This window comes from Aureimonas psammosilenae, from assembly GCF_009176975.1.
Classification (GTDB): domain Bacteria; phylum Pseudomonadota; class Alphaproteobacteria; order Rhizobiales; family Rhizobiaceae; genus Plantimonas; species Plantimonas psammosilenae.
On record NZ_WEZG01000005.1, the window covers coordinates 229,035 to 247,020 of the forward strand.

Sequence of the window (17,986 nt, forward strand, 5' to 3'; positions counted from 1 at the left end):
CATCGTTCGTCTCCGAGTTGGAAACGCCTTGACGGTGAAGAGTCGCGAGTGATATCGCTACGCCGAGGAAGCGTATCGACTCGCGTCTCAACCTTACGCCACGGTCACGGCGTCCTAAACCAAAAGACCGTGTCGCTCGGTATCCCAACGGCCCCTTCGGATGTGCAAGATCCGAATTGGGGTCGTTGTTGTTTCCGAGCTATCCTATCCATACCGATTCATATGAGTGGGTGTCAAGCGGGCGTCGCGTGTCGTCCGCGTTTCACAAATCGCCTTGTGATTCCGTTAAGGATTCATTAACTATCGAGAAGCGATTTTGGAGGTGTTAACCCACTTAGTATGCCGACGTGGCACTCTGTATCCCCAGGAAATGTTGGTTAGCGATCCATGGCGAGTTGGAGTGATGTCGTCAGGCGCCTGGCTGACCAGCGAGCGCGTCTGACGGCAAATTTAGAACGAATCGACAAGCTGATGGAGTCCGTTCAGGAGCTTCAACGCTTATTGCCGGACCAAGAAGTTCCCGACTTCCTCAGCGAGCATATTGAACCTTCTGCCGGAGATGAAGCTAGTGTTGGTTACGTAACATCAAATGCTGCGGAGTCGAATCGCGGTCAACGGTCAGCTCCTAGAGAGCGAAATATTGTTCCACCTTCGGATATTGCCAGATTTGCTCGCGAAACCCTTTTGGCAGAAGGTAAGCCCATGAAGCGGGGGCAACTCGTTCGCGCGATCTTGAAGCGCGGCCTGCCTCTTGCCGGCAGAGATCCATCCAAAAATCTCGGAACTATTTTGTGGCGTCACAGAGACCAATTCATCAATTTAGAACACCTCGGTTATTGGCCTCGCGACATCGCGCTTCCTGGAGCCTATGACCCGAGCAAACCGCCAGAGGAGCGATAACTCAATCACTTGAAAAACTAGTTCGCTATCGACGTGCCAGAAGCCGTTTGACACCCATAGCTGTCCATTCACCGCCCCGTGCCGTGCGAACGTTCCGGGCGGTCAAAGCAATTGCGACCTCGCGCAGGGTCTTCGCGCCGTCGTTCTGGACCTGGGCGATGACGGGCAGGATGTTCGCGGCGAACTCGTCAGCAAGCTTGCTGTTGCCGGCCGCGCCCATCTTCTGAGCCTCGCTCAGGTTCGTCCGGTTGCCGAGGATCGCGCCGGCCGCCTTCTTCGCTTGAAGCGCGTCCTTCGTCCGCTTGGCGATCATGGCGCGCTCTTTCTCGGCAAGCGCGGCATAGATGTGCATCATGAAGGGATCGGCATCTGCGCCGAGCTCTGCGACGACGAACGGCACTCGCTGCGCCATCAAGCCGGCGACGAACGCCACGTCGCGAGACAGGCGATCCAACTTCGCTACGATCACCGGGCACTTCGCCTTTCGGGCCTGCGCTAGAGCACCCGCTAGCTTGGGGCGGCGATCCAGAGCGTCCACACCCTTGCCGGTTTCGACCTCGACATGCTCAGCGACAATCTCGATGCCTTCGGCCTCAGCAAACCGTGCGATGGCCGCGCGCTGCGCCTCGATGCCGAGACCGCTCTTGCCCTGCGTCTGCGTGGAGACCCTGATGTAGGAGATTGCCGTCTTCGTCATCGTGTTCGACTCTGTGTGCGTCGCTGTATCTTTTCTATACGAACGTTTAGAGTTGATACAGAGCGCCATGACGACGAAGTTCAGAGTCAGCTATTCATGCCAACAAGGTCATTGGCCCTTGCCGAGAATGCGTTCCGACATGCATTTCCGTGCTATAATTTGGCTAGGCAATCTATTCCACCATGCAAAGGCCATGATGACCACAGTCAACCAGAAACGACGATACACACGCCTCGATGATGAGACCTGGGCAACGATCCGCTCAGAATGGGAGTCCGGCGGGACAACACTAGCCGACCTCGCAGATAGGTTCAAAACATCTATTCGAAGCATCCAGAACCACTTCGAGAAGCACAGCGTCACCAAGGGAAGCAGCAAGGTCGCCGCGACCTCGGAGGCTCTGCGCCTCATGACGCCCTCACCATCCCCAGCCGGCCCGATCGACGCCGACGAAGCCAAGGCCGACACGCTGCGTCGGGTCTTGGATATCGAAGCCGCAATCGGCGCGCAGCTCGACTTGATCCGCCTCGACCCCTCGCAAGCGTATCGCGCGGGCAGTGCCGTGAAGATGCTCGCCGCTGCCGCTGACGGCCTCACGAAGGCTTACGCCTTGAAGGCGAAGGTCCTCGGCCTCGATCGTGAGGAAGCTCAGTCGCACACGATCCTCGAAATCCGCGAACTGTTCCCCGACGAGATCGAACGCCTCCGGGCGAAAGACAAGGACGACGATGAAGGTGATGATGATCTATTGCCGGATGACGATGATGAGGTGATTAGCCTGGAGGACCTGACAAGCCTCTGAGCAAGTCGTGTCCTGCGTGTGTGCAAATGCATTCCTGCGCGACCCGAAGTCTCAGAAAAAGACGCCTATGCTGAAGGCAGTCCACACTGTGCTCAGACCCGTTTTCAGAGGGTGCAAAGGCAGAGACGATAAATCTTCTGAGTCCACCGAATTTCCAAGCGAGATCGCTATACCGATCACTATTGGATTAATAGAGGACTCGCATGACTACGCCGACGACTATCTCCCTCCATCCTTCCCGACTTGGCCAGATCAAGATGATCAGCCACAACCTCGGCATTGGTATTGCCGAGACCATCGAACACCTGATTGGCGAGAAGATCAGGGCTGGCACGATCCCCGACACTACCCCGGGAGTCACGCTGGAGCCGGAAGGCGCTCTTCTGGCCGTGACCATCGGCAACGCCACCATTCGCCTCACCTTCGCCGAGGTGGATCACCTCGCGGACCAGTTCGGCATCATCGTCGGTGCCGAAGAGCGGACGGCCGGCTACAAGCTCCCGTTGGTCCATGGCGGCTACTGGCTTGTTGGGCGCGTCGGACGCGGCTTCATGATCGTCATCACCGACACGGCCGGCCACGCGGCGAAGTTCACGGCGACCCGCGCAATGCTCTACGACCTGGGCCGGCAGATGTTTAACGCCTCCATCGCGGGAATTGAGACGCTCAAAGAGCCGGAGCCCGAGCCGGTTGTCTGAGATGAGCGACCGGCCGCACGAGGCGGCCGGCCACAACGACGCGACCGCGTATCGTTATAAGGCCACCGCTCCAGAATTCGGTGATAGAAATCCGGCCAGCGCCTCGCTGCCGAACGACGGCTCGCGGCCGATGCCATCAACACCCATCGCGTTCGGCCGGCCGGCGCTGTCTCTGATGATGGAGCGCATGATCGCTCGTCACCGATCCCCAATCTCCGGCAATTTTGTAAATCGCGGAATGTCCCGATCGGCCCATTGCCGTAAGGTCCAACGCCTTGTAGCGCAGGGCTTTGATGAGGAGATTGTCCGTAAGGTTTTGGCGGCTGAAAACACGGCTTCTTTAGTAGGCCAGACACCGCAACACCGCACGACCAGTCCGACGACGATCACCAGGAAGGCGTCGATCACTTTCCGAGCTGCCGCAGCTATGGAAGATCGCCGGATCGAGAACTTCGAGGAACCGACCGGCCGGCATCGCTCGACGAAGCAGAAGGTCGTCGGTCAGTTCGAAGCCCTTGCCGCAATCCCCGGTCATGACGCTTGGCGCTTCGATGTCCTGATCTCGAAGCGCCTTCAGCGGCTCGCCTACGATCAGGTCAAGCGCGGTGCGGCGCATTGGCTGAAGTGTCGGCTCGATCTGGAGCTTCAGAAACGCGGCCTGAACGTCCCGATGATCTTCGGTATCGGCATCAAGTCCCGAGCGGGTTGGAACCTCCATGCCCATGTTCTCGCTGCGGTCCGGCCGGAGGACTTCCAGACCGTCATCGACGCGCTTGCCGCTTTCGCCGAGGCTCCCAGCACGAAGGCCGGCAAGCTGAAGAAGACCGCCGATCACTGGATTAAGCCGAAGGCCGCCACCTCAGCCGAACAGGCTCTCTACGTCCTCAAGAACGCACAGGAGGTGGAAGCAGTTGGTTTCGTCCCCGGGCGGGCTTTGGTCGTGTCGCAAGACATCAAGAACGCGGCGACGGCGGCAGCCAAGGCCTCTAGCATGAGGTCATCGGTGAAGAGCAGAGGAACGCTCAGAAGCGAGCCCCGAGCTTCTGAAGCTCCTCCCGCAATCCGAGCAGCTCATAGCGCTCCCGATAGATCAGCTGCCCAACGTGCAGAGGCCAGAGGCCAACCTGCGCCGAAAGCCGCAATCCTGCGTTCAAAGCCAGACCGTCCCCGTGAAGGAAGATCGTGTCGAAATGGGTGTTCCCGCCCTCTTCTCGGATCACTGAGTTCAAAGAGAAACCTTGCTCATTGGGATGAGCGCCGAGGTCGATCACTCGCTCGTAGAGTTCTGACAGGATCTTCGCGAGCTTCGGGGCTTCGTTGGTCACGTGCCGCAAGATCTTTCCGTAAGAGAATTCCGCCTTAACGGTTTTCCTCTGCGCCTCGCCGTCCTGCCGTGCCATCCACCGGCTCCAGCGCTCTGCATTGTTGCCTAAGTAAAGGCTGTAGCTTCCGTGCTCAAGGCAGAGCCGGAGCATGGCCTGCGCCTCATAAACCTGCCCTCCCATTACAGCGCCGACCGCTGCTCGGTAGGCCGCATGGGATCGCAGCAAGAAGAATGCCGGGATATGGGGGCGCAGATTAACAGCCCCTTCCAGCAGCCTTAGGAAAAGGCCATCGATCGTGATGAGGTGGCTGACTGCCTCGCGCTTGTTGGCGAACGTCGCGAACTGATTGCCCCGGTATTCCTCCAGATACTCCGTCAAAGGATCGCGGCCCCATCCTCTTGGCTCATTCTCAGCGCTATTCAGCATGTCATCAAAGCTCAAGGCCGACGCACGATAGCGCGTCGGAGGTGTCGCGGAGGCGAAAACGGCTACAGCGGTATGTGTAAGAGCTGGAACAATCGCCTCAAGTCTCTTGTGCAATATCGACAAGGGCAGCGCAGTGCGCGGGATGCATCCTACCTCTGTTTCACGGACTCGCTGAGCGGGATGGGGCGATCGTCTGCTGTCCCGATGTGCTCTTCAGCGATCGGAGCGCGTCAGTGTGGCGCTATAGCGATTTCGCGAATTCTTGGTTTAGGGACGTGAACGGTTCACATTCGTTCATGCCCATAATACAGATAAGACACAGCCGAGACAGGATGGTGTGAACAGCGTTTAGGCGGTCGTTAAGTTCAAGTCGGCTCGGCAAGGGCGCCGAAGAGTTCCAGGTAAGTGGCGATGTTGTCCTCGTTCTGGAGGTCCTGGATGGGCTTTGAATACTCCACGAAGAACTTCGTCAGGAAGCTGAGGCCCATCTGCTTCTTGGCAAGGGAGACCCAGACGCCGAAGCATAGCTCGGCCGGCGCCACGATTGCCATGTCGTTGAGATCCAGCAGCATGGCGCCGGCGCTGAACGAGACCCTCTTGTTGCCGTCTCGAAATGCGTGGGCCGTCGCTATACCGTATGCCAAAGTGGCCGCCAGCACCGGGGCCGATCGGACACCCTCATAGAGCATGAGGTTGTGAGGGCGGTTCACAGCGGATTCGAGACCGCCCTCGTTTAGCATATCACCGGGCTGCACCGGCCGGCCCATTTCCTCCTCGAAGAGCAGCATCACCTGCTCCAGAGTCGGTAAACCTACCTCATTCACGACTACTTACCGAGGGCTTCGAGCAAACGAGCGTGCTTCTTTCTGACTCGTCGAGCCCGTTCGAGGAACTCCTCGTTCGAGACTGTTCGGACCCGCGGGGGTTCGGGTGGAGCGGGCGAAAGATCATCCAGAAGGTCTTGTAGGACAACAGGCTTCTGCGCGCCGAGATCGGGCGTGACCGCGCGATAGAGATAGTCCGATACGATCCCATGAGTCAGATCGCGGCTTATCGACATTGCAGCCATCGTCGCGTCCAGCCTTTGAAGAATCCCTTCATAGACTGAACGATCGGGTATACGGGGCAGCGCGATCTTGATGCCGTGAGGTCCGCCTAGCAGAAACTCATGCGCGGCCTCATTGGCGGGAAGCGTGAAATGCGCCTCCAGCCCCGTGGCTTTGATTTTGTCCTCAGTGCTCATGAACACTCCTTGCGAGCACCATATAAGCTCATCAACGAGATCAACATAGAGGGTCCTAGAGTCGCGTTAAGTTCCGACCTTACAGGGTGCCGTCGAGCGGTTTGCCGGAGTTGCGGTTCAGCTTCTGCTCTTCCCTCTGGCGAACCGATTTCCGCAGGTCGATCTCGTCCCAGGCTGCCAGGCTAATGGTGTTGATGAAGGTCTCCGGGTGCAGCCTCCGATCCATCTCGACATCCGGGAGAGCGTCGAGGAGATCGAAGTAGAGCCGCTGCCGGGTCGTGATGTCCTGGAGGGTATCGTCAGAGAGGACGGCGATCGCGTTCACCAGGAGACCCAGCCGGCCGGCCGTGGACAGGCCCTGCGCCAGGGTCTTAGCCGAGGTCATCGTCATCGGTCTCTTCCTCTTCCTCTTCCGGGATCACGTCTTTCACGGTGACGATGATGCGAATGCGCCTGCCGATCGAGCGCGTGACTGCCGGAGCCGGGTCTGAGGGAGAGGCACGTGAACAAGCAGCGACGGAAGACGATCGCGGAACTTATCTAGCGCCTGAACGATCTTTACGCGGAAATCTCGACGCTTGGCGATGAGGAACAGGAAGCGTTCGACGGAATGCCGGAAGGCTTGCAGTCGAGCGAACGAGGCGAAGCGGCGCAGACTGCTATTGAAGCCCTGGGGTCGGCCTTATCCTCGTGTGGGGAAGTTAGATCGCAGCTTGAGGAAGCGGCGGCATAAGTCCCTGCTCGACGCCTTACACCTGCCGAACTAAGCTAGCGTTCGGATTGAGAGGCCGGCGGGAACCGGCCCCTCCTTCCTGGCTAGACGAATATGACACGGACGTGGATCTTTCAGCCCGTCTGCACGTCAACAAGGGGCGCCTTCGGGCGCTCCTTCCGTTTGGAGGTGATTATGTCGATTGTATTTGATGCAATGGCTATAGAAGGTGCCGCTCGTAAGTTGAGAGAGCTAGAGAAGGCGGAAACGTTAGACCTGGAAGAGATCAAGGCTGCCTTCGGCGAAGTCGCAGGCGCCCTTGAGCGGATTGGTGAAATGGTTCGTCAGTTGGATCGGTCGATCGACTTATAGTTTTGTTAGGCGAGGGCGGTAGAAGGCGCCCTCACTGTTTCGTCCGCTCAACGCCGGGACGCCGTATCATCAAACGACAAGCGACCGCTCGATCACCCCATCGTGTCGAAAAAGCATCGCCAATATCGAACCAGCCGCCCAAACCGTCTCCCGTGCCATGATGCGCACCCATGCACGAGCAGTTGCAGTCATGTCCCTTCGCATGGCGACAAGCCCGAGCGCACTTCTCTTGCTCTCGATATGGTTGGATCACGTAAAGCTTCCCGAAGCGATCTAATGCTTGCTCAACAAAATCATTGAAACGAGTTTTGCCGAGCTCCCAGTAGTGTGGATCATCGAACCGTTCCGGTTGATGCTGGCGACCGCTACTAATCCAATCAAACTTCTCCTCACCAGCGGGCAGTCGGATACGAAGCTTCTCATCCGGCCCGCCCCGTCGCAGCACTACCGGAACCTCTCGCTGTTTCCAGACATCACGTAGACGTTGATCGTTGTTCGACATCGACTCCACTCCCGGTAGTGCATACTACCTTGGCGTCATCTTTTCGGCTCGAGGAGGATGAGATCGCTTATCAACAGACGTAATCCATCCGCCGTGAAGCTCGCGAAACAGCGGAACTGATCCGGTTCCATGACCCGGAAAACTGTTCCGGTTGACTGTTCCGGCGTTTCCGAAACTGTCTGATTTCGTTGCGAAAATAGACATTGGCTGGGGCGCCAGGATTCGAACCTGGGAATGGCGGTACCAAAAACCGCTGCCTTACCACTTGGCGACGCCCCATCGTGCCGAGCATGGTCGCGCGTCCTATAACGGTTGCCGGCTCGGCGCGCAATCCATCGTGAAGGCCTTGTAGAGGGATCGCCGAGCCTGCGAAATAAAGGCGAAAGACTCCGCTTGCGGGGCGCGAAAAGCCTCGCTATAAGGCCGCCACCGCTGGTCGCGGAGTGTAGCGCAGCCTGGTAGCGCACCTCGTTCGGGACGAGGGGGTCGCAGGTTCAAATCCTGCCACTCCGACCATTCTCTTCCGCTGAAATCTCGAGATGTCCGAGATCGACCGAAAGGTCGGTGGTGGATCGACGCGGCATGGCGACGCCTGTTCGTCACCCGAGGCGCAGATCCGATGCTCCGGTGTCGATGTGCGGCGCCCAGAAGGCGATGGATTCGGCGATCTGGGGAATCACCTGCCGGTCGTTCGGCTCGCGCTCCTTGAAGGAAAGCTCCAGACATATCTCGTTGTGCTTTGCGCCGCCTTGCGCGAAGGCTTCCAGAAGCGGGGCCGGCTGGATGCGCCCCTCCGCGTTGAACTCGGCGGTGAAGGGGCGGTGGCCGCCTTTGTCCATCAGGCTTTGCTTGATGTGGATGATCGGCGACAGCGTCGGCACGGCCTTTGCCCAGGCATAGGGGTCGTAGTCGTCTGGATTGGCGCTCGTGACGTCGCCGTGGTCGATATCGGCCATCATCCACATGGGGATCGCCATCTTCGCGGCCCCGAGGCGATCCTGAAGCGCGATGCAGGCGGCGATCGTTTCGCCGAACTCGCGCCCGACGCTCATCGGTTCCCAAAAGACATATGACAGTCCGGCTTGTTTGCCGTGTTCGGCGACTTCCGCCCAGCAGTCCACGGCGATGTCGATCAGTTCCTCGCGCCGCGCCGGGTCGTCGTAGTCGCGAAAGGCAAGAATCGCGAACTGCGTGCCGATCGCGGTGCCGCCGAGTTCGGCGATGATGTCGGCGAAGGTCTTGAACCAGTCGACATAGTAGCGGCGCACGTCCCGGTCCGGGTGGCCGAAATGGTTGAGCCGCCCGTAAGGGCCGGTCATGCCGCTCGTCACGCGCACCCCGGTGCGTCCGAGCGCCGCTCCCATCTGCCGGGTCAGCCGGCTGAGAACCGCGGCCGGCCAGGACGGGTTGATGAATTCGTGCGTCAGTTGCAGGTCGCGGATGCGCAAGTCTCGCGCCGTGGTTTCCACGAGGTCGTCGACATCGGCGAAGCGGTTCACCAGCGGGTTGGTGTTCAGCGAAAGCGTCAACGGCATGGCGCGTCCTTCCTCAAGACTGACGAGGGCCTTCCGCCTTCCTGAAACGTTTCGGGGGCCCCGTCGAGAGGCGCGGCGCTGAAATCAGTATCCGCGCCGTTCCCTCAGCGGACGATGCCCGGCATCAGGCGAGGCCTGCGGGCGCGGCATCCATGCGCTCGCCCGTTTCGCCGTGGAAGACGTGAAGGCGCTCTGGCGGCAGGCGGAGCTCGACTGCTTCCCCGTTTCGCAACGCCGCGACCCCCTGCAGAAAAGCCTTGATCGTCTGCCCGGCGAACGCGCAATGGACGATCGTGCCCATGCCGGTCGGCTCCACCAGTTCGACATGGGAGGCGTGGGATAACCCGTCCGCCGCCCCGCCGAGGCCGACATGCTCGGGCCGGATGCCGACCGTCAGGCGCGTGTCGTTGGGGGCGTCGAGGCCGGGCGGCAGGGCGAGGACGCTATCGCCGGTCAGCATGAGTTCGGTCTTGTTGCCAGCCACCCGCACCCGCCCTTCGAGAAAGTTCATCGCCGGCGAGCCGATGAAGCCGGCGACGAAGCGGTTGGCCGGGCGCTCGTAGAGATCGAGCGGCGAGCCGATCTGGCGGATTTCGCCGCCTTCCATCGCCACGATCCGGTCGGCCAGCGTCATGGCTTCGATCTGGTCGTGGGTGACATAGATGGAGGTGGCACTGAGCGACTGGTGCAGTTTCTTGATCTCGGCGCGCATGGTCTCGCGCAGCCGCGCGTCGAGGTTCGACAAGGGCTCGTCGAACAGAAAGGCCTGGGGCTGGCGCACGATGGCGCGGCCCATGGCGACGCGCTGGCGCTGGCCACCGGACAGGGTCTTCGGCCGCCGGTCCACGAGCTTGGTCAGCCCGAGCGTTTCGGCCGCGCCCGCCACGGCCGCGGCGATCCGCTCCTTCGGCGTTTTGCGAAGGCGCAAGGCGTAGCTCATGTTCGCCGAAACGCTCATATGCGGGTAGAGAGCATAGGACTGGAACACCATCGCGAGGTTGCGATCCTTCGGCGGCATCTCGTTGACGCGCGTTCCGGCGATGGCGATCTCGCCGTCCGTCACCTCCTCGAGCCCGGCGATCATGCGCAGAAGCGTCGATTTTCCGCAGCCCGAAGGTCCGACCAGGACGATGAACTCGCCCGAGCGGATCGACAGGTCGACCGAGCGCAGAACGTCGACCGGGCCATAGGACTTGGCGACGGCGCGGATGTCGATGGAAGCCATGGGTGCCCTTTCAGCCCTTCACCGCGCCGGCGGTGAGGCCGGCCACGAGAAAGCGCTGGATCAGGAGGAAGAACAGAACGGCGGGAACAAGCGCGAGGGTGCCGGCGGCCATCATCTGCCCAAAATCGACGCCGAACTTCGACACGAAGGACAGGAGGCCGACCGGGAAGGTGGAAGCGTCGACCTTCGACACCAGCATCAGCGCGAACAGAAGCTCGCTCCAGGCGGCGGTGAAGACGAAGCCGAGCGTCGCGGCCATGCCGGGCAGCGTCAAGGGCACGATGATCTCGCGGAAAGCCTGGAAGCGGCTCGCGCCGTCGATCTGCGCGGCTTCCTCGAGATCCTTCGGGATGCCGTCGAAGAATGACTGCATCAGGAAGATCGCGAAGGGCACGTTGAACGCGGTGTAGACGATGATGAGGCCGGCCAGCGAGTTGGTGAGGCCGAGCGGCGACAGCATCTTGAAGATCGGCGCGATCAGCATCACCAGCGGAAACATCTGCGTGACGAGAAGAAGCCCGGTCATCCAGAGCTTGCCGCGAAACTCGAAGCGCGAAAAGGCATAGCCGCCGAAGGCCGCGATCACCGTCACGAGAACGGCCGTCGACAGGGACACGATCAGGCTGTTGCGGAAGAAGAGCGGGAAGTTCGAGTTCTCGATCACGAAGCGGAAGTGATCGAGGCTGGTGCGCGAGGGCCAAAGGCGCACGCCTTCGGAATACATGAGGTCGTTCGGCGTCAGCGACACCTTCACCAGCCAGAACAACGGGAATAGCGCGAAAAGAAGGAAGGCGAGGATGGCCAGCCGATGCGCGATGGTGGGGAGGAGACGCGGGCGCACGGGTTCTTCAGCCCTTCGACAGAAGCGTCTGGCGTAAAGTCACCAGAAGCAGCGAGTAAACGAGGAGAAGGGCGAGAAGCACGAGCGAGATCGCGGAGGCGTAGCCGAAGTCCAGCTTCCGGAAGGCGGTGGTGAAGATGTAGCTCGCCACGATCTGCGTGCGATCGGCCGGCCCGCCGCCGGTCATCACCACGATGAGATCGGCGAAGTTCGCCACCCATACCGTTCGAAGAAGAATGGTGATCGCCATGGTGGGCGCGAGAAAGGGCAGGGTGATCGAGCGGAACTGCTGGAAGGGGCTCGCCCCGTCGATGGACGCAGCCTCGTAGATGTCGCGCGGGATGGCCTGCAGGGCCGCCAGCATTGTGATGGCGAAGAAGGGAATGCCCCACCAGACATTGGCGACGATGGGCCCGATCAAGGCGAGTTGCGGATCTGCGAGGATGTTGGTCGGAGCGTCGAGAAGCCCCAAAGCGGCCAGCCAATGCGGGATCGGCCCGACCACCGGGTTGAACAGCCATGCCCAGTCGAGACCCGACAGAAAGGACGGCACCGCCCAGGGCAGGAAGCACAAAGCCTGCGCGATGCCCCGCCCCGCGAAGGGACGGTTCAGAAGAAGCGCGAGGACGAGGCCCAGCGCGAATTGAAGAAGCACGGAAGAGGCGGTCCACCAGACCGTGTTGTTCAGCGCCTGCCAGAAATTGCGGTCGCTGGCGAGCGTATGGAAGTGCTTCAAGCCCACGAAGCCGCCACCGAAGGGGTTCAGGAGCTTGATGTCGCGAAAAGCGTAGGACACGCCGATGCAGAGCGGCACCAGCATCACGGCCACGATCAGGATCAAGGCCGGGGCCGAGTAGAGATAGGGCTCGGCGCGGTGCGCGAATCTCGCGGTCGGGCGTCTGCGTCCCTTCGGGGCTCGGACATGGGTGGCGGCGACGGTCACTGGCGAGGCATGGTCCGCAACGGTTGAAAGGATAACTAAGGGTTCGGGGCCGCTTCCGGCGCTATGCGAGAAGACGGGCGGCGACACCCTGTTGTTCGAGAAGCCGGACGGCCTTCCGGTCGAAGGACACGAAGGTGTCTGCTCCGAGCCAGCGGCCGTCGAAGGCGATCACCCCATCGGCGAAGTCTCCGCCGGCATCGAGAACGGCAAGGCCGGCATCGACGATCGGGCGGTCGACCACGACGTTTCCGGTATCCAGCAGCATCCGGATCGAGGTGGCGACCTGCTTCTTTTTCGCTCCGTAGCTTCGGCCAAGAACCCAGGCGAACTCGCAAAGCGAATGCACGCTGACGGCAACGGTCTCAGCCGATGCAAGGGCTTCGAGCGCTGCCTTCTGCTGGCCCTCGTCCGGAAGGAAAGCACGCAGCAGGACGTTGGTATCGGCGACGATCTTCATTTGTCCTTGAGGCCCGCCATGCCGGCTTCCGCACCCGCTTCGCCGATCGCTTCGTTGATTTCCTCGATCGTCAGACTGAGGCCGTTGGTCTTGCCGGCAAGAAAGCCTGCGATCTGGTCCCACGATCCCTTCGGCTTTTCGGCGGTCAGTTCCGCCCGTCCATCAGGCAGGAGGTCAAGCCGGATCTTGCCGCCCGGCTGGATGCCGAGATGCTGAAGCACGTCCTTGCGGAATGTGACTTGGCCGCGCGCCGTGACCGTTAAAGTCGTCATGTTGGAGTTCCCGATGAAGCGCTTGTAGGTAATGCATTCCTGCATTACCTACAAGGAAGGCGTAGGCCCGATGCCGGCTTCTCCTACTGTGCGGCTTTGAACTTCTGCTGCGCGGTTGTCAGGTATTCGGCCCATTGCTTGGCCATTTCCTCGGGCGTGATCTCGCCGAGGAGTGCTTGCTGCGAGGTGGTCGGGACCATGGAATCCTTGAAGTAGGCGAATTCCTCCAGATAGCTCGGAAGCGAGGTCGGGACGGTGTTGGCGTCCTTCAACTCGTCGAACCAGCCCTTGAACTTGTCGGTGGCGTAGAACGGGTCCTGTTCGGCCGATTTCAGGGCGGGGAGGGCGCCGGTGCGCTTGTTCCAGGCGACGTTGCCTTCCTTGCCCTGCAGCGTCTCGATCAGCTTCCAGGCAAGTTCCTTGTTTTCGGAATTGGCGAACATCGACCAGCCGGCGAAGCCGATCACCGGAAAGGCCTTGCCGGCCTCGCCCTTGGGCAGCGGCACGACGCCGTAATCCTCCGGCTTCATCTTCTCCTCGATCGCGATCAGCGCGTCGGGGTCCTGGTTCAGCATGGCGCAGGTGCCGGAATAGAAGCCCGCCACCGTTTCGTTGAAGCCCCAGGAGATCGAGTCCTTCGGCGCGAGGCCCTTCTTGTAGTAGTCGATGAACCAGGCGAGACCCTTCACCTTTTCGGGGCTGTCGAAGGTGGAGGTGCCATCTTGCTTGAAGAACGTGTTGTCGCCGGAAATGGCGTTGGTGAAGACGGTCCAGTCGTTGAGACCGCCGCGTCCGCCGCGCAAGCAGTAGCCGTACTTGCCGGGCAGCTTGGAGACCTTTTCGGAAGCTTCCTGGAACTCCGCGATGGTTTTGGGGGGCGCCGCGACGCCGGCCTCATCGAACAGCTTCTTGTTGTAGAACATCGCGCCGAGATAGAAGCCGTAGGGCAGCATATAGGCCGTCTTGCCGTCGGTCGAGCGGCCGAACTGGAGCGCGCGCTCGTTGAGATCGCTGGAGCCCTGCCATTTGGCGAGATAGGGCTCCAGGCTCTCCAGCGCGCCGTTCTTGGCGTAAAGCGCGACCCAGGTGTCCGGCATCTCCATCACGTCCGGCGTTTCGCCGGCCGAAACCATGGTCGCGAACTTCTCGAAGGCCTCGCCCCAGGGAAGCGAGGTGATCTCGACCTTGGTGCCCGGATTGGCCGCCTCGAATTTCGCGACGATCTCGTTCAGCGTCTGCGTGCGGGCCGGCGAGGTGATGACTTCGGTGAGCTTCAGCACCGTGTCGGCGAGCGCTGTTCCCGAAAGGAGGGCGCTAGCAAGGGATGCGGCGAGAAACGTCTTCATCATGGCATTTCCTCCTGTTCGGTTGGTGGTTCAGGCGGCGAGCGCCGCATCGAGATCGGCGATCAGATTGGCCGCGCCTTCGAGACCGACATGAAGGCGCACCGATTTCGCGGAGATGCCGAAGGCATGGCCGGAATTCGGCCCCTGGTTCTGCGAAAGAACGACCTGTCCCGGCACGCAAAGGCTTTCGTGCCCGCCCCAGGAAACGCCGAGCTTGAAGAGCTTCAAGGCGTCCACGAAGCGCGGCACGTCGATCTCGTCGTGGAACGTGAAGGAGAAGAGGCCCGACGTTCCCGACAGTCCCGGCGGCAGACCGTTTCCGAGGCCCGGATGCTGGACGGAAGCGACCTCGGGACGCTCGCCGATCCAGCGCGCGATTGCAAGCGCGTCCGCCTCGTGCGCCTTCATGCGAATCGGCAGGGTGCGAAGGCCCCGGATCAGCAGCCAGGCGTCGAAGGGCGACATCTTGCCCCCGAGATAGGGATAGGTCTCAGCACGGATTTCGCGGATCAGCGCCTTCGAGCCCGCGACGACGCCCGCCACCACATCCGAATGGCCGCCGAGATATTTCGAAGCCGAATGGATCACGAGATCGACCCCGAGCGAGATCGGGCGCTGGAAAACGGGCGTCGCCCAGGAATTATCGATCATCGTCAGAACGCCGTGGCGTTTGGCGAGTGCCGCCAACGCGCCGACATCGTGGGCTTCCATCACCCAACTCGTCGGGCTTTCCATGTAGAAGAGCTTCGCGCCGGGCAGGGCTTTGGCCACCGCCTCCTCGTCGCGCCCGTCCACATAGGTCACGTCGATGCGCATCCGCTTCAAAAGGATCTCGAACAGGCGATAGGCGTCGGGATAAACGTGGCGCACCGCGACGATCCTGTCGCCGGGCGAAGCGAAGGCCAGAACGGCCGATGAGATCGCCGCCATGCCGGAGGCGAATCCCATTGCGTCCTCCGCGCCTTCCAGCGCGGCGAGCTTTTCCTCGAACAATCGGACGGTCGGGTTGAGGCCGCGCGAATAAACCGGCCGCGTGCGTTGGCCGAGATAGGTTTCCTCCATCTCCGCGAAGGAGGAAAAGGTGAAGAGCGAGGTCTGCGCGATCGGCGGCACCACGGCATCGAAGGCGTGGGCCCCGTCATGGGCGGCGATCAGTCGGAAGAGATCGGCGCCCTCCATATCCGTCATTGCGACATTTCCTTGATGTCTTCCTCGACGATGGCGAGGATGGCGAGGGTCTTTTCCCGCGCCCGCTCCGCATGGCCCGCCGCGATCGCGTCGAAGAGTTCGCGGTGGAAGGGGAAGGAGCGGCGGGCGAAGTCTGGGCGGTCGAAGGGCTTTGCGAAGAAGCGCTCGAAAGCCTCGCGCATCTGTTCGAGAAGCTGGCCGAAAAGCGGGTTGCCGGTCGCCGCGTAGATCGACAGGTGGAAGGCGAGGTCCTCGCGGCCCGCCGTGCCTTTTTCGAGATGGACGCGCTCCATCTCGATCAAGGTTTCCTCCATGCGCCCGATATCGGCGGGGTTGGCGCGCAACGCTGCCAGAGCCGAAGCCTCGACTTCCAGCCCGCGCCGCACGTCCAGCGTCTGGAGGAGGCCGTCGCGTAAGGTTGCCGCTTCGATCGTGAGCGGCATGTGGATGCTGGAGCCCGAGATCGCCCGGCGCAGATACGAGCCGCTGCCTTTTCGCGTTTCCAGAATGCCGAGCGCCTGCATCTGGCGGATCGCCTCGCGGATGGTGGACCGCCCGACCTTCAAGGCGTCCATCATCTCGCGCTCGGCCGGAAAGCGGTCGCCTGCCTTCAGGCCGGACTTCTCCACATAGAGGCCGAGAGCCGTCAGCGTTTCGCGCAGGCGATCACTTGCGGGGAGAGGGGCGAGACCGTCCAATCGGTTCTTCCGTGTCCGACAATTGGTCTGACATCCTACATATCGAGATGTGCTTGTCCATACCGAACGACGGCTGGCAGCGGCGGATCGTCACTGTCTTCGGGAGTATGCTGCCACGGCAAAAACCCTCCGTTTCCGCTTGTTGCACCGGGTTCGGCTTTCCCGGCAGCAGGCGATGAACTGGACGAGGGAGAGCGGCTTCACCCAATCGGCTAGCGATTGCCCGCTTGCCATCCTTGGCCGGGAGGCCTAGCCCGCCGCGATGCTCGACACATCCAAGGTCCGACGTCCCCTCGTTCTCGGCACCGTCATGGCGTCCATGGCGATGATCGCCATCGAGGCCACCATCGTGTCCACCGCCATGCCGCAGATCGCGGGCCAGCTCGGCGACCTGCATCTCTACGCCTGGGTCTTCTCGTCCTTCCTTCTGGCCCAGACCGCCCTGACGGTGGTGTTCGGCAAGCTGGCCGACCTCTACGGGCGGAAGCCGGTGCTGATCTTCGGCTGCGCCATCTTCGTGATCGCGTCGGTTCTGTGCGGCTTCGCGTGGTCGATGCCCTCGCTGATCGTCTTCCGGCTTCTCCAGGGCATCGGCGCGGGCGCGATCCAGCCGGTGGGCATGACGGTCGTCGGCGACCTTTATTCGCTGGAAGAGCGCGGCAAGATCCAAGGGTATCTGGCCAGCGTCTGGGGCATCTCCTCGGTGGTCGGCCCGTTCGCGGGCGGCCTCATCGTGCAGCACCTCGATTGGGCCTGGGTGTTCTGGATCAACGTGCCCATCGGCATCCTGGCGATCGTGGGCTTCCAGCTCTTCCTGCGCGAGACCATCGCGCCGGCAGAGCGCAGCGTCGATTATGGCGGTGCGATCCTCTTCACGCTCGCCATCGCCGCGCTGATGACAGCCCTGACGGAAACGGGAACTACTGGGGGGGTGATGCCGGCCCTTGCCGCCGCAGCCGCATTTCTCGCATGCGCGGGCGCCTTCGTCTTCCAGGAACGGCGCGCGAAGGACCCGATGCTGGATTTCGGCCTTTGGTCGAAGCCTTCCATCGCGGCGGTCAATGCCGCGACGCTCTTCAGCGGCATGTCGGTGATCGGCCTCACCACCTTCCTGCCGATGTATGTCCAGGGCGTCCTCGGCCAGTCGGCCCTCATTGCCGGCTTCACCCTGACGGTGATGGTGCTCGGCTGGCCGATCGGCGCGACAATCGCGGCGCGCGTTTTTCCGCGCTTCGGGCTGCGCCGGACGCTGCTTTTCGGCGCGGCGCTCCTGCCGTTCGGCGCTGTGCCGTTCCTTCTCCTCCGTCCCGGCATGTCGCCAGCCATCGCCGCGCTCGGCTCGGTGGTAATGGGGCTCGGCATGGGCTTTCTGTCGGTGAGCGCCCTGATGATCGTGCAAAGCGCGGTGGAATGGCGCGAACGCGGCGCGGCGACCGCATCGAACATCTTCGCCCGCAATCTCGGCAGCACGCTCGGCGCGGCGGCGCTGGGGGCCGTGGTCAACTTCAACCTTCTGCGCGCCGCTGACGGCGGAACGCCGATCGATCTCGACCGCGTCCGGCATCTTCTCGACCGGGCCGAAGGCTTCGCCGTCGATCAGGCGACCCGCGACGCCCTCGGCTCGTCGCTCCACGTTACCTTCTGGGCGATCTTCGGCATCGCGGTCCTGACCCTTTTGCTCGCGGTCTTCGTTCCCGCGATCCGCCACGGGCAGGCCTCGGCCCCAAGCGAGGGGAAAGGCGAAACGCGCGAGGGCATGGACATTGTCGCCCCGGCGCGGGAAGCGTAAGCAGTCGGCCATTCG

The 17,986-nt window shown here is 61.7% G+C and carries 22 protein-coding genes and 2 tRNA genes; 6 read left to right on the plus strand and 18 right to left on the minus strand.

The window, feature by feature from the left end; translation table 11 throughout:
* The first annotated feature begins 471 nt into the window (after positions 1–471).
* Positions 472–900 (plus strand): hypothetical protein, encoded by a 429-nt coding sequence (locus F9929_RS11670; protein ID WP_152046743.1) that lies wholly within the window; start codon positions 472–474, stop codon positions 898–900.
* Between the two features lie 25 nt (positions 901–925).
* Here F9929_RS11670 and F9929_RS11675 read toward each other — a convergent pair whose 3' ends face one another.
* A complete protein-coding gene (locus tag F9929_RS11675) occupies positions 926–1,597 on the minus strand; it encodes a recombinase family protein (RefSeq protein WP_152046866.1) in 672 nt (223 codons plus the stop codon).
* Between the two features lie 196 nt (positions 1,598–1,793).
* On the opposite strand from F9929_RS11675, the gene F9929_RS11680 reads away from it, so the two are divergent.
* Entirely contained in the window at positions 1,794–2,399 is a 606-nt protein-coding gene (locus tag F9929_RS11680) for a hypothetical protein (protein ID WP_152046744.1), read from the plus strand.
* 203 nt (positions 2,400–2,602) lie between these two features.
* Positions 2,603–3,097, plus strand: a complete 495-nt coding sequence (locus tag F9929_RS11685; protein ID WP_152046745.1) for a hypothetical protein — start codon at positions 2,603–2,605, stop codon at positions 3,095–3,097.
* Positions 3,098–3,151: 54 nt separating this feature from the next.
* On the opposite strand, the gene F9929_RS24680 is transcribed toward F9929_RS11685, so the two are convergent.
* The 6 genes from F9929_RS24680 to F9929_RS11710 all read right to left on the minus strand — a co-directional run bounded on the left by F9929_RS24680 (position 3,152) and on the right by F9929_RS11710 (position 6,482).
* Positions 3,152–3,286, minus strand: a complete 135-nt coding sequence (locus F9929_RS24680) for a hypothetical protein (protein WP_268915650.1) — start codon at positions 3,284–3,286, stop codon at positions 3,152–3,154.
* A gap of 151 nt (positions 3,287–3,437) precedes the next feature.
* Positions 3,438–3,821 carry a hypothetical protein gene (locus F9929_RS11690; protein ID WP_152046746.1) on the minus strand — a complete coding sequence of 128 codons (384 nt, stop codon included), beginning with the start codon at positions 3,819–3,821 and terminating at the stop codon, positions 3,438–3,440.
* A gap of 298 nt (positions 3,822–4,119) precedes the next feature.
* Positions 4,120–4,800 (minus strand): hypothetical protein, encoded by a 681-nt coding sequence (locus tag F9929_RS11695; protein WP_152046747.1) that lies wholly within the window; start codon positions 4,798–4,800, stop codon positions 4,120–4,122.
* Between the two features lie 413 nt (positions 4,801–5,213).
* Positions 5,214–5,636, minus strand: a complete 423-nt coding sequence (locus F9929_RS11700) for a type II toxin-antitoxin system death-on-curing family toxin (protein ID WP_152046748.1) — start codon at positions 5,634–5,636, stop codon at positions 5,214–5,216.
* Between the two features lie 38 nt (positions 5,637–5,674).
* A complete protein-coding gene (locus F9929_RS11705; protein ID WP_152046749.1) occupies positions 5,675–6,091 on the minus strand; it encodes a hypothetical protein in 417 nt (138 codons plus the stop codon).
* A gap of 79 nt (positions 6,092–6,170) precedes the next feature.
* On the minus strand, positions 6,171–6,482 hold the full coding sequence (locus F9929_RS11710; RefSeq protein WP_152046750.1) for a hypothetical protein: 312 nt from the start codon (positions 6,480–6,482) through the stop codon (positions 6,171–6,173).
* 516 nt (positions 6,483–6,998) lie between these two features.
* On the opposite strand from F9929_RS11710, the gene F9929_RS24000 reads away from it, so the two are divergent.
* Positions 6,999–7,175 (plus strand): hypothetical protein, encoded by a 177-nt coding sequence (locus F9929_RS24000; RefSeq protein ID WP_193227718.1) that lies wholly within the window; start codon positions 6,999–7,001, stop codon positions 7,173–7,175.
* Between the two features lie 31 nt (positions 7,176–7,206).
* On the opposite strand, the gene F9929_RS11715 is transcribed toward F9929_RS24000, so the two are convergent.
* Positions 7,207–7,677, minus strand: coding sequence for a hypothetical protein (locus F9929_RS11715; protein WP_152046751.1), 471 nt, complete (start codon positions 7,675–7,677; stop codon positions 7,207–7,209).
* A 204-nt stretch (positions 7,678–7,881) separates the two neighbouring features.
* Positions 7,882–7,956: transfer RNA gene (locus F9929_RS11720), tRNA-Gln, on the minus strand.
* Between the two features lie 160 nt (positions 7,957–8,116).
* Between F9929_RS11720 and F9929_RS11725 the strand changes: the two genes are divergently transcribed.
* Positions 8,117–8,193 (plus strand) — tRNA-Pro (locus F9929_RS11725).
* A gap of 83 nt (positions 8,194–8,276) precedes the next feature.
* Here the strand turns inward: F9929_RS11725 and F9929_RS11730 are convergent.
* The 9 genes from F9929_RS11730 to F9929_RS11770 all read right to left on the minus strand — a co-directional run bounded on the left by F9929_RS11730 (position 8,277) and on the right by F9929_RS11770 (position 16,182).
* Complete coding sequence (locus tag F9929_RS11730) at positions 8,277–9,212, minus strand: sugar phosphate isomerase/epimerase family protein (RefSeq protein ID WP_152046752.1); 936 nt, start codon at positions 9,210–9,212, stop codon at positions 8,277–8,279.
* 124 nt (positions 9,213–9,336) lie between these two features.
* The gene (locus tag F9929_RS11735) at positions 9,337–10,437 is read right to left on the minus strand and encodes an ABC transporter ATP-binding protein (protein WP_152046753.1); all 1,101 of its coding nucleotides are present in this window, start codon (positions 10,435–10,437) and stop codon (positions 9,337–9,339) included.
* A gap of 10 nt (positions 10,438–10,447) precedes the next feature.
* A complete protein-coding gene (locus F9929_RS11740; RefSeq protein WP_152046754.1) occupies positions 10,448–11,278 on the minus strand; it encodes a carbohydrate ABC transporter permease in 831 nt (276 codons plus the stop codon).
* Between the two features lie 7 nt (positions 11,279–11,285).
* Positions 11,286–12,221 carry a carbohydrate ABC transporter permease gene (locus F9929_RS11745; RefSeq protein WP_235919220.1) on the minus strand — a complete coding sequence of 312 codons (936 nt, stop codon included), beginning with the start codon at positions 12,219–12,221 and terminating at the stop codon, positions 11,286–11,288.
* Between the two features lie 61 nt (positions 12,222–12,282).
* Positions 12,283–12,678 carry a type II toxin-antitoxin system VapC family toxin gene (locus tag F9929_RS11750; RefSeq protein WP_152046755.1) on the minus strand — a complete coding sequence of 132 codons (396 nt, stop codon included), beginning with the start codon at positions 12,676–12,678 and terminating at the stop codon, positions 12,283–12,285.
* Entirely contained in the window at positions 12,675–12,950 is a 276-nt protein-coding gene (locus tag F9929_RS11755; protein WP_152046756.1) for an AbrB/MazE/SpoVT family DNA-binding domain-containing protein, read from the minus strand. The genes F9929_RS11750 and F9929_RS11755 overlap by 4 nt, the downstream gene beginning before the upstream one ends.
* 83 nt (positions 12,951–13,033) lie before the next feature.
* Positions 13,034–14,296: an ABC transporter substrate-binding protein gene (locus F9929_RS11760; protein WP_152046868.1), complete on the minus strand. Its 1,263-nt coding sequence runs from the start codon at positions 14,294–14,296 to the stop codon at positions 13,034–13,036.
* Between the two features lie 30 nt (positions 14,297–14,326).
* Positions 14,327–15,484 carry a PLP-dependent transferase gene (locus tag F9929_RS11765; protein ID WP_152046757.1) on the minus strand — a complete coding sequence of 386 codons (1,158 nt, stop codon included), beginning with the start codon at positions 15,482–15,484 and terminating at the stop codon, positions 14,327–14,329.
* Positions 15,481–16,182, minus strand: coding sequence for a FadR/GntR family transcriptional regulator (locus tag F9929_RS11770; protein WP_152046758.1), 702 nt, complete (start codon positions 16,180–16,182; stop codon positions 15,481–15,483). Before F9929_RS11770 ends, F9929_RS11765 begins: the two co-directional genes overlap by 4 nt.
* A 262-nt stretch (positions 16,183–16,444) precedes the next feature.
* On the opposite strand from F9929_RS11770, the gene F9929_RS11775 reads away from it, so the two are divergent.
* Positions 16,445–17,971, plus strand: a complete 1,527-nt coding sequence (locus tag F9929_RS11775; protein ID WP_152046759.1) for an MDR family MFS transporter — start codon at positions 16,445–16,447, stop codon at positions 17,969–17,971.
* Positions 17,972–17,986: the final 15 nt, after the last annotated feature.

What these genes read in the sequence shown, in the direction of transcription:
- F9929_RS11670 (WP_152046743.1), top strand. Translation starts at nt 472, where the DNA reads ATGGAGTCCGTTCAGGAGCTTCAACGCTTATTGCCGGACCAAGAAGTT.
- F9929_RS11675 (WP_152046866.1), bottom strand. Translation starts at nt 1,597, where the DNA reads ATGACGAAGACGGCAATCTCCTACATCAGGGTCTCCACGCAGACGCAG.
- F9929_RS11680 (WP_152046744.1), top strand. Translation starts at nt 1,794, where the DNA reads ATGACCACAGTCAACCAGAAACGACGATACACACGCCTCGATGATGAG.
- F9929_RS11685 (WP_152046745.1), top strand. Translation starts at nt 2,603, where the DNA reads ATGACTACGCCGACGACTATCTCCCTCCATCCTTCCCGACTTGGCCAG.
- F9929_RS24680 (WP_268915650.1), bottom strand. Translation starts at nt 3,286, where the DNA reads ATGCGCTCCATCATCAGAGACAGCGCCGGCCGGCCGAACGCGATGGGT.
- F9929_RS11690 (WP_152046746.1), bottom strand. Translation starts at nt 3,821, where the DNA reads ATGGGCATGGAGGTTCCAACCCGCTCGGGACTTGATGCCGATACCGAA.
- F9929_RS11700 (WP_152046748.1), bottom strand. Translation starts at nt 5,636, where the DNA reads ATGCTGCTCTTCGAGGAGGAAATGGGCCGGCCGGTGCAGCCCGGTGAT.
- F9929_RS11705 (WP_152046749.1), bottom strand. Translation starts at nt 6,091, where the DNA reads ATGAGCACTGAGGACAAAATCAAAGCCACGGGGCTGGAGGCGCATTTC.
- F9929_RS11710 (WP_152046750.1), bottom strand. Translation starts at nt 6,482, where the DNA reads ATGACGATGACCTCGGCTAAGACCCTGGCGCAGGGCCTGTCCACGGCC.
- F9929_RS24000 (WP_193227718.1), top strand. Translation starts at nt 6,999, where the DNA reads ATGTCGATTGTATTTGATGCAATGGCTATAGAAGGTGCCGCTCGTAAG.
- F9929_RS11715 (WP_152046751.1), bottom strand. Translation starts at nt 7,677, where the DNA reads ATGTCGAACAACGATCAACGTCTACGTGATGTCTGGAAACAGCGAGAG.
- F9929_RS11730 (WP_152046752.1), bottom strand. Translation starts at nt 9,212, where the DNA reads ATGCCGTTGACGCTTTCGCTGAACACCAACCCGCTGGTGAACCGCTTC.
- F9929_RS11735 (WP_152046753.1), bottom strand. Translation starts at nt 10,437, where the DNA reads ATGGCTTCCATCGACATCCGCGCCGTCGCCAAGTCCTATGGCCCGGTC.
- F9929_RS11750 (WP_152046755.1), bottom strand. Translation starts at nt 12,678, where the DNA reads ATGAAGATCGTCGCCGATACCAACGTCCTGCTGCGTGCTTTCCTTCCG.
- F9929_RS11755 (WP_152046756.1), bottom strand. Translation starts at nt 12,950, where the DNA reads ATGACGACTTTAACGGTCACGGCGCGCGGCCAAGTCACATTCCGCAAG.
- F9929_RS11760 (WP_152046868.1), bottom strand. Translation starts at nt 14,296, where the DNA reads ATGAAGACGTTTCTCGCCGCATCCCTTGCTAGCGCCCTCCTTTCGGGA.
- F9929_RS11765 (WP_152046757.1), bottom strand. Translation starts at nt 15,484, where the DNA reads ATGACGGATATGGAGGGCGCCGATCTCTTCCGACTGATCGCCGCCCAT.
- F9929_RS11775 (WP_152046759.1), top strand. Translation starts at nt 16,445, where the DNA reads ATGCTCGACACATCCAAGGTCCGACGTCCCCTCGTTCTCGGCACCGTC.